At 52.9% G+C, this 9,304-nt stretch carries 12 protein-coding genes and 2 pseudogenes; 8 read left to right on the top strand and 6 right to left on the bottom strand.

The window, feature by feature from the left end:
* Positions 1-88 precede the first annotated feature (88 nt).
* The 3 genes and pseudogenes from HF921_RS09150 to HF921_RS09140 form a co-directional block, all read right to left on the bottom strand.
* The gene (locus HF921_RS09150) at positions 89-622 is read right to left on the bottom strand and encodes an acyloxyacyl hydrolase (protein ID WP_215850037.1); all 534 of its coding nucleotides are present in this window, start codon (positions 620-622) and stop codon (positions 89-91) included.
* A 58-nt stretch (positions 623-680) separates the two neighbouring features.
* Complete coding sequence (locus HF921_RS09145; protein WP_215850036.1) at positions 681-1,673, bottom strand: aldo/keto reductase; 993 nt, start codon at positions 1,671-1,673, stop codon at positions 681-683.
* Positions 1,674-1,783: 110 nt separating this feature from the next.
* Positions 1,784-1,957 (bottom strand): annotated as a pseudogene (locus HF921_RS09140) (DUF4158 domain-containing protein); the annotation flags it as partial.
* Positions 1,958-2,367: 410 nt separating this feature from the next.
* Between HF921_RS09140 and HF921_RS09135 the strand changes: the two are divergent.
* Entirely contained in the window at positions 2,368-2,619 is a 252-nt protein-coding gene (locus HF921_RS09135; protein WP_215850035.1) for an AbrB/MazE/SpoVT family DNA-binding domain-containing protein, read from the top strand.
* Between the two features lie 273 nt (positions 2,620-2,892).
* On the opposite strand, the gene HF921_RS13340 is transcribed toward HF921_RS09135, so the two are convergent.
* Positions 2,893-3,177 carry a GNAT family N-acetyltransferase gene (locus HF921_RS13340; RefSeq protein ID WP_370695929.1) on the bottom strand — a complete coding sequence of 95 codons (285 nt, stop codon included), beginning with the start codon at positions 3,175-3,177 and terminating at the stop codon, positions 2,893-2,895.
* Between the two features lie 215 nt (positions 3,178-3,392).
* The gene (locus tag HF921_RS09125; RefSeq protein ID WP_035193809.1) at positions 3,393-3,671 is read right to left on the bottom strand and encodes a type II toxin-antitoxin system TacA family antitoxin; all 279 of its coding nucleotides are present in this window, start codon (positions 3,669-3,671) and stop codon (positions 3,393-3,395) included.
* A 1,135-nt stretch (positions 3,672-4,806) separates the two neighbouring features.
* Here HF921_RS09125 and HF921_RS09120 point away from each other — a divergent pair.
* The 7 genes and pseudogenes from HF921_RS09120 to HF921_RS09090 form a co-directional block, all read left to right on the top strand.
* Complete coding sequence (locus HF921_RS09120; protein ID WP_215848909.1) at positions 4,807-5,211, top strand: VOC family protein; 405 nt, start codon at positions 4,807-4,809, stop codon at positions 5,209-5,211.
* A 78-nt stretch (positions 5,212-5,289) separates the two neighbouring features.
* A complete protein-coding gene (locus HF921_RS09115; protein WP_215848908.1) occupies positions 5,290-5,544 on the top strand; it encodes a YciI family protein in 255 nt (84 codons plus the stop codon).
* Between the two features lie 142 nt (positions 5,545-5,686).
* Positions 5,687-6,100: a hypothetical protein gene (locus HF921_RS13335; protein WP_226817431.1), complete on the top strand. Its 414-nt coding sequence runs from the start codon at positions 5,687-5,689 to the stop codon at positions 6,098-6,100.
* A gap of 811 nt (positions 6,101-6,911) precedes the next feature.
* The gene (locus tag HF921_RS09105; protein WP_215848907.1) at positions 6,912-7,334 is read left to right on the top strand and encodes a VOC family protein; all 423 of its coding nucleotides are present in this window, start codon (positions 6,912-6,914) and stop codon (positions 7,332-7,334) included.
* Between the two features lie 85 nt (positions 7,335-7,419).
* A complete protein-coding gene (locus HF921_RS13680) occupies positions 7,420-7,905 on the top strand; it encodes an NUDIX domain-containing protein (RefSeq protein ID WP_041648251.1) in 486 nt (161 codons plus the stop codon).
* A 521-nt stretch (positions 7,906-8,426) separates the two neighbouring features.
* Positions 8,427-8,576: a hypothetical protein gene (locus HF921_RS09095; RefSeq protein ID WP_226833054.1), complete on the top strand. Its 150-nt coding sequence runs from the start codon at positions 8,427-8,429 to the stop codon at positions 8,574-8,576.
* Between the two features lie 18 nt (positions 8,577-8,594).
* Positions 8,595-8,762: pseudogene (locus tag HF921_RS09090) on the top strand (acyl carrier protein); the annotation flags it as partial.
* Between the two features lie 157 nt (positions 8,763-8,919).
* On the opposite strand, the gene HF921_RS09085 reads toward HF921_RS09090, so the two are convergent.
* Positions 8,920-9,304, bottom strand: a 385-nt coding sequence (locus HF921_RS09085; protein WP_215893706.1) for a MerR family DNA-binding protein, incomplete at its 5' end; no start/stop codon positions are given.

The raw sequence follows: 9,304 nt of genomic DNA, 5'->3' as shown, positions 1-9,304 counted from the left end.
CCCTTCCTCAGGCTGGACCTTCTGCCACTCCAGCACCCGCCAGCGGTCCATGTCATAGACCGGATCGGCGGACGGAGCGGGGTTTGTCTCAGGAGTGATCACCAAAAGACAGGGGAATGGCATACGTCAGCAACACCTCGTCCTCGCCGGGGTCCTCGTTGGCAATATACGCATTGGAAATGTGGGCTATTTTGATCCCCAACCGAGATTGATCCGCAAACTGATAAGCCAGATTCAACTCTAGGCGGAACTGGAAGGTGCCATCCAGATATTTGCCCCGCCCCTGATTATATCCGCCCATGCCGAGCACGGGCGTCAGCACCCAGTGGTCCCAGGCAATATCCGAGTACAGGCCAGTGTAACCCATGAAACCGCCATTGGTATTAGCGACGACCCCCCACAAGGCACCAACGCCGAACAACTTGGAGGCGGACTGATATTCCAGATCGATTTCTGGAAGCGTCGCGTTACCCCGATGTCCGGGACCTGGCTCGACGCCAGCCGCATTAAAGGCGCCGATACCGGCGTTGAAATACGCCGGTCCGCCCTGGATCACATGCAACCCCGCTTTCTCCTCCGCCCAGGCTGGCCCCGCTGCGAGCAGACCCAGAACCAGAACCATCGCCCGGCCGAGCCCGCGGCCGCCGCCGGTGACTATGGCGACCTTGCCCGCAAGTCGCTCAACGGTTCAGCGCCTGCATCTGGGGTGCGGCATAGCGCGTTCCCGCGGCAGCGCCGGGCGGCAGGATGCTGTTGATCCGGGCGCGATCCTCAGCCGTGATCCGCACGTCCATCGCCCCCAAATTTTCCTCAAGCCGCGCGCGCTTCGTGGTCCCCGGGATCGGAACGATGTCCTCTCCCTGGGTCAGAAGCCACGCGAGCGCCAACTGGGCAGGCGTGCACCCCTTCTCGCGCGCCATCTTCTCGATCTCGGCAACCAGGTCGAGGTTCTTCTGGAAGTTCTCTCCCTGGAAGCGCGGCGCGTTGCGGCGGTAGTCGTCCTCGGCGAGATCCTCGATGCGGCGGATCTGCCCGGTGAGAAAGCCGCGTCCAAGCGGGCTGTAGGCGACATAGCCGATGCCAAGTTCGCGCACCGTCGGCAGGATTTCTTCCTCCGGCTCGCGGCTCCAGAGCGAATACTCAGTCTGGAGCGCCGAGATCGGGTGTACGGCATGGGCGCGGCGGATGGTTTCCGGCGCCGCCTCCGACAGACCGAGGTAGCGGATCTTGCCGGCCTTCACCAGTTCGGCCATGGCGCCCACCGTTTCCTCGATCGGCGTGTTCGGGTCGACCCGGTGCTGGTAATAGAGGTCGATGTGGTCGACCCCGAGGCGCTTCAGTGAAGCGTCGCAGGCCTGACGGACATATTCAGCGTCGCCGCGAATGCCGAGAAATTCGCCCTTCTCGCCGCGGACGTTCGCAAACTTGGTCGCAAGCACGACCTGATCGCGGCGACCGGCGATTGCCTTGCCGACCAGAATTTCGTTGGTGAACGGGCCGTACATGTCGGCGGTGTCAAGGAATGTGACGCCAAGCTCGAGCGCGCGGTGGATGGTCGCGACCGCCTCAGCCTCATCGCGGCCGCTATAGAATTCCGACATTCCCATACAGCCGAGGCCAAGGGCTGACACCTCGAGCCCCTGCGAGCCCAGCTTGCGCGTGTTGATCTGCATATCTTGCTCCTGAAACTTGTCGCCTCTTCAGCGGGGCAACGCTACCCGTCCGGCATGGCCCCCGCCATAAATCGCGCGCGGAGGCTCTGCCAGCATGCAGAGCATGCTAACATGAATGAAAGATGGACAGCGAACCCCAGGCGATTCTCTGGCCCACGATGCTGGCGGATGATGGAGAGGTCCAACTCGTTGAAGGCGTAGCGCCGGATGAGATTATTCTGGGTGGTGGGTATTTTGAGCAGACTATTGCGCTCGGCGGCAGACAGCATGGAACGGCGCGGCATGGGGTACTCCTCTCGCAATTTTCCGTGCGGTTTCGGATAAACGCTAATCCCATGTACGAAAGTAATAAAAACATCATTGTGGACATGCACCACAATTCGTACATCGCTTTCGGTTACGCTGGAAGCTGCAACGTGTGGATCACGGCACCTGTAACCGATTCTGCTGGTGATGGAATATGCCAAAGCCAGCACATACAGGTTATTCCGTGGCCTCGCAGGGTCTTAACGTACTTTAAATTCCGTATCCTGAAGGGACCCCCACTTAAACCAAATGGCCTCCACGAAACCCGGGGCGGTTCACCATTCAGAAGATCGGGGCCCGCGAGTCGTTCATCAGGATTACCGCCTTGCCGAGCGTGTGCAGCATGTTTATGCTTTTGTAAACCGCCATTGGCGAAAAGAGTATTTTTATGGAAATCTGGCTCATCATCAAAAAATTGGGAAAGAACCTGGGCGTCAGACTACCCGCTACCATTGCCAGCGAAGTTCATCTCCATGCGAACCAAGAGGTAAGACTTTCGGTTGAGCATGGGCGTATTATCGTTGAGCCTGTCAGTATAATCGCCAATCTGACGCTGGCGGATCGTCTCAACCTTTTCGATCCCGCCTTACATGGTGGTGAGGTCATGGCGGCTGAACGAGTTGGTGCTGAATTGTGGTGACGCCAGCGGGCTGAGTACCAAAACAGGCAGGAAATCCTATGGATCGACTACAGCCCTCATGCCGGGAAGGAAATGCAGGATCGTTACCCCTTTCTGATAAGGGGTGGCAAAATGATGCAACTCCTGAGGCACAGACCCAAGAGATGGTTAACCATCGGAGATATCAGCGTTGATGATTTCGGGTATTCGAAAATTTGTTGTGTATGACACTCCAGCTGGGTCACTTTGCAAGCCAGTACCTGCCACGTTGAACGCTATGGTCAATGCCATGATTCACCCCGCTAGTAATGTTTTGAGATTCTTGAGCATAAGGAAAAGGTGGCATGAGTCGATCGGGCTTGGATCGAACTCCCAGGTCTCATACCACTGCCGGGCTGCCTCGTCCTTAGCATGGACCAGCAGGCAACATATGCCGGCAATATCGGCCGCCTGCGTAGTGTGCAGCAGGGCGTCCTTGAGCAGCGCTTTGCCAAGGCCTTTGCCTTGGTGATTTTGATCGACGGCAAGTCTGGCCAGAATCAACACGGGCATAGGATGTCGGGCCAGCCCCTTTATCACCCTCGGCGGGGCCGACTCGGGATCGACGCTGCCGACCGCAAGGCTGTAGAATCCAACGATGTCTGCTTGGCAGCAGACGTCGGTTTATGCACTGTTGGCCTTCTGATTGACGAGTGCATAACGCTGCAGGAACTGGTTCAGTGCTGGTTGGCCACAGTTGAACCCATCGACCAGATCCGCAGCGCTGAGCTTTCGGACTGGTTCATAAGCTGCACTCACCCCGGCAATCCCGCCTCGGTGAGCAGTTTCTTCAGACGAGGCTTGACCTGGACCGGTCGATCCAGCGCATCTTGAAATGCTTGCCACTGCTCCTTGTTGAGCGCGAAGTGGCGACGATCCGCGAGTGCCTGATTGGCAGCAGTCACACCGGCGTCCAGCAGAAATTCGCTGACGTTCTTGTGGCAGGCGCGCGCAGCATCCTGCAGCAGTTGCTTCACGGAACTGCTGGCACGAACATCAATCCGTTCGGTTTTCGAGAGGTTCAGATTGCTCATGGTAACCCCCAATTTCTGAAATTCAACGCAGCATAAGGTCCGGATGATACCCTGATAAGCCATACACAGGAAATTACGAATGCCCATGATTTCAAATAGATTTGGCAGTGTGGATAGAAACTTCATTAAAAACAAGGATGTTACCAACTCTATTTGAACAAAATTTAGGGGCGTTGGGTCTGCGCAGCCAAGAAGGTTACCAACTTTATTTATTTTGGCAGATTTCGAGGCTGCAATTTTACTGGTTTAGGTTTGATAAAGGTCACCAACTTTATTTTCATCTTACAATGTCATCAGCGACGATAGAAAAAGCATGGTCGACACCATCAGATATTGCCACGAGGAAACTGGGTCTGCTCTCACGAAGAAAAGTGGCGCCTAATTATCTCAATGGCCGGCGGTTCCGCTGTATACCTGCCACTGGAGGTAAAGAGCACACCGGGGGGGGCAGAGAACTCACGAGACGCCAGGATGACACTTTTTTGTCACTGAACAGATGTTGTTGACGGACAAAAAAGTATCATCCCGGACAAAATAGTTTCATCCTGAACAATAAAGTATCATCCTGGCGTTTCCCCTGAATCACGGGGGGCTGGACCTGCTTGACAGACACACCCGACTGTACCGCGAATAATGCAGGCATGGTCATGGGGTGGCGGCCCTCGGCGAGGCCTTGCTCACGGACGACTGGGTGCCGTAGTATTCTCTATGATCTGATGACAGTTAAAGACTGGAAGCTGACGTAGGACTCGGCTAAAATGGTCTAACTCATGTCCGACCTAAAAATTGAGAAATTTACTGTTTTGTCTGATGTTTCGTCGAAAACGGAAACAAACCAGAAACAATAGGATAGGATCGTTTTGGCAACGCGAATATGAGACACATTGATGCAAATTGTCTGATGCTATGCGTTGCGCTTAAAATTTGGAGCCGCCCTTTCCGTTATCGGCTTTGGTGGACATATCGTTCTGATGACGTCTGGAGAAATTTAGGTTGCCCTAAACAGGCAGAGGGATGGGTGATGCTTGGTGGGATGGTGGCCCGGTGGGGCGAACGGAATTTAGGCGATGTGGGTAGGGCGGCATAGATGCCGTCTAAATTACGTTAGGCATCAACATACAATCAGAGGTAATTCATGTCTTTAAATCAGCTCATTACTGGTATCGCGCATGTCGGTATACGCGTACATACTTTAGATCGTGCACGCGCATTTTATGAGCTTCTTGGGTTTAATTTTGTTATAGGGCCCATTGGTCCTGAACCTGTGGCAATCATGACGCATTCCTCTGGAATTGAAATCAATTTCATCCTCAATGCTGCGGATACTTCCACGCAAAATGTTCTAATGGATTTAAAAGAAAAACACCCCGGCTATACGCATATAGCGTTATCGGTTAAAAATGTTTTTGAAATTAAGTCGGAGCTAGAAAAACTGGGAGTCACTATCACTGAAGGTCCAATTACATTCCAAAATGGGTCAACTTCAATTTTTGCGAGAGACCCGGATCGTAATGTTATTGAGTTTAACCAAGCAATGTAATTTCCAATACCTAACCCGGCGCTCAAGCGGACGGCTGCGCCGCCGCTTAGCTTTGCGTTGGGCATACAAAGGAAAGTGATGTTTCGATATTTAGTTATGACAATGCGAACACCGCAATTTCAGCCTTCTGTTGTCGAAGCGCATCAAGCATTTTTGGAGCGTTTGAGGCAGAGTGGCAATCTTGAAATAGCGGGGCCATTTACTGACAAAACTGGTGGTGCATATTTAATTAGAGCTGCAAATTATGAAGAAGCTAAGGCGTTGGCTTTTACTGATCCTGTGCATACAACCAAATCATCTGTAGTCACGGTTTACGAATGGAATGCCAAGTGACGGTGAGGCCCAACCCATCCATCAACACGGACTGGCGCGATAAAGCCGCGCCAGCCGGTTATGTCAGACGTTAGGCCGTTTAGTCGATGGCAGGCGAATCGTAATACTCTGCGCCCTACAATCGCCAAAGAGGAGGGATCAATTGTCTTCAGTGCGTGTCGAAATCGAAAACGTCGAATGGACGTCTGCTGTTCCGTTTTATGGACTAGGTGCCGTGTATCACGGTCAGGAAATTGTGCAGTTAAAGGTACTTTGCGACCGACGCCATGAAGGTGGTGGCATTACCTGGATCGTCAAGTTCATTCCTCCTGCTGGCAAGTTAATCAAGATTATCGCTGTCGCGTTATCGGATGAGCATGTCTTTATCCTCGAAGGAGGTCGAACCACTAAATCCGGGCGTCCAAGTAAGACTTCAGGTGGTTACAGCCTCAATCCGAAGGGTCAACCCCACAGCGCTATGATCGCCTCCGAAATGACCGCTCTCGTTGTTTATGTAGGTGAGCCTGACGACGTCAAGTCTATTGCGGTCGTCGACATTGCTGCTTCTGGGAAATGACAGCATATGATCGATATATGCATCTATCAGAGGTATGGGCCATTGGAACGACCGGCCTAACACTGCATTCGAGCGGGACGCGCCAAAAGCGGCGCGCCCCTCAATTTGAACGTCAGGCCTCGTATTAAGTACAAACCAGCGCATAAATTACGAATTAAAGTTGCCTTAGTTATACGCTACAAGTATTCAATTCTGGAGATAAAAATTAATGTATTTAACATTGCTGTAGGCGTCTTGCCACTCGACCGGTCAGACTTTGGCGTAGATCGCTTAGTTAATTTCGATCCACTAACGTGGTCAAAAAACACAGTGAACTTAATTGGCACTTTAGCAACAATTGATGTGGACTACGTAAGTAGAGAAGCATTAGTCGACTCCATTTTCCCAAATGGTTCGGTTGATCTAATCATGTCAATTTCACCTTTTTGATTCTCACTAATCAACTCATGGGTTCACAACAAACTTAAGCCCGGCGGCTATGTTCTGGCATTCGGTAACGAAAAAAACAAATGGCTTAAGGATACCAATATGTTTAAAGGTAAACTGCAAAATCAATACCGAGTCATTAGCTGGACCGGTGCGCCCGAACCCAATATTGTAGAAATCGCACGGAAGGTATAGTCTCAATACCGGTCGAGCGCCACTGACCTCAACCATGACACAACTATTAATGAAATTGTCTGCGCGATCAAGAAGGCCTAACCGTAAGTTCGAGAGGGGCCCGAATGCTTCGCATCCGGGCCCCTCAACGTGGACGTTGGGCCTCAATCAACCGAGCCATCATGCCCTCACCGAGCGAAAGAGCCATTCCATGAAACCACGCATTACAGTTATTACCCTCTGCGTTGACAACCTAGAACGGGCGGTACATTTCTACCGCGATGGTCTCGGCCTATCGACGCAAGGCATCATTGGCAAAGAATTCGAGTATGGGGCTGTTGCGTTCTTTGATTTACAGCCCGGCTTGAAACTCGCAATTTGGCCGCGTAGGAGTCTCGCTCACGATGCAGGAGTTCCGATAGGTATTCCCAATCCCACCGAACTCTCTATTGGTCATAACGTCTCTTCCACTGCCGAAGTCGATGTCGTTATGGAGCAGGCCAAGATCGCAGGAGCCGTTATCGTCAAACCAGCACAGAAAACCTTTTGGGGCGGTTACGCTGGCTATTTTCAAGATCCAGATCACCATCTCTGGGAGGTCGTGTGGAACCCACAGTTGCTGCCAGAGGAGTGAGGCCCAACCCGGCAGTCGAGAGGGACGCTTCGCAGCAAAGCCGCTCGCGCCCCTCAATTTTACGTTAGGCATTTACTCTTCGCCAATGAAATATTGTCCGCTTTGTCAAAGTGATCTTGTCAGTCGTCCGGTGGAGGGAGACATGCGGCTCGCTTGTTCATCGCAGCAGTGTAAGTTCGTGCACTGGAACAATCCCATTCCTGTCGTCGCGGGCTTAGTTCGGTGCAATGGTCAGTACGTCTTGGCAAGAAATGCCTCCTGGCCGCCAGGTATGTTTTCCCTGATCACCGGGTTTCTTGAGCATGGCGAGTCGCCGGAGAGCGCCATCCTTAGAGAAACGGAAGAGGAGCTTGGTCTTACGGGCCATGAATGCAAATTCATAGGTCATTTCGCTCTCCCAGAATTTAATCAACTTATTATCGCTTTCGCCGTCGAGGCCTATGGGCACGTCAAGTTGAACGAAGAAATCGCAGAGGTACAACTGGTCGCGCATGACCAACTCGCTACGTTCGATTTCGGGTGCCTTGAGCTAACCAACACAGTCGTCTCGCATTGGCTGAAAAATGCCTAACCCGGCGCTCAACCTCGCTCCTTCGGTCGCTGGATATAGTGGACCCCAATCCCCAGACAGCAATGTAAGATTCTCCCAACCGACCGTTTTCGAGAGGCTTCAACTGGTGGTCATTGCCGCACAGTAAATCAATGGGTTGCAATCCTCGAAAACCATTCTCAGTAGACAGCCACGGTTTCCAGCCAGAGTGACGAGTTTTGAGAACACGATGGTCAAGCCGCTGGACGACCGCTTCAGACTGCTTGCAGACATTCAGCAGCGGAAAGCCAATGACATCATCCGACCCATAGCTGCAAGAAAAAACCACAACCGAGAACGCTAGCCGTTGGCGAAAGGTGTTGGTTTTTGGTGCCTTGATTCCCGCAAACCCACTCGTAGCTTGGTTCTCAGAGGATTTGCCATCGGCGGAAATTTTTCTTCAATAAAAAGGCCGCAAACCCTATATTGGGTGCGGCCTTCAGTCAAACCACCAACACCTTTCGCCAACGGCTAGAATCTGGGGGGGGTGGCAATCAGGGAGCGTGGGAAACGCGCTGTCCATCGGTGGATTTTCCTGGGACAGTGAGAGAGCGGGAGAGTGGCATGGCGGCAAGGTCGTCGTGAACTTTCTCGCGGTCGATACCGGCAACCTGAAAGCGTATGCTGGCGATATTCAGGGCGTTAGCAATTGAATTGACTGATGCGGCGATTTTGTGGACGATTTGGGCACCGACTCGCTGGATACCGAGGAATTGGTGATGGCGCTGGAAGAAGAATTTGACTGCGACATGCCAGATGATGCGACAAACATCGGGACAGTTGGGGATGTCGTGAACTACTTTACGTCACACGTAGCTCCTTTGAGCCTAAATGATTAACCACCAAAATCTGCATAAAAATCAATTGGTTGTTACGGCATGGGCACCCGTTCCCGATGGCGTCCGGAATCCGCCACCGGCACCCGCATCGTCACCAACCCTTAACCCACGGCCACCCTCACACTCCCAATATGCACCATCTGCATGAATGAAGGCCTTAGGAGATTTCTATGACCTCTGGGCTGTTCGGGGCCGAACCGTCGTGGCACACACACCCTTCCCCTTGGGCAGCGGCCACCAACTCATGCAGGATACCGCATTCGGCGGTGGTATGCCGCCCATGGCAGCGTCCGCGCAGTTGCTCAAGCTGCCTCGCCAGCGCTTGTAGCGATTGGAGCCGTCCCTGTACATGAGCCAGATGCGTATTGATCAACCGATCCACGTCTAGGCAATCGTCCAGCGGATGATCCAGCAGATGCAAGAGTCGCTGCACGTCCGCAAGTGGCATGTCCAGCGCCCGGCAGTGGCGAATAAAGGCAAGCCGTTCCAGATGCGCGAGGCCATAAGCGCGATAGCCGTTCGGCGGGCGAACGGCTATCGCG

Origin of the sequence: Acidithiobacillus ferriphilus (genome assembly GCF_018854775.1) — a bacterium.
GTDB classification, from domain to species: domain Bacteria; phylum Pseudomonadota; class Gammaproteobacteria; order Acidithiobacillales; family Acidithiobacillaceae; genus Acidithiobacillus; species Acidithiobacillus ferriphilus.
This window is presented reverse-complemented; position numbering and strand designations above follow the sequence as displayed.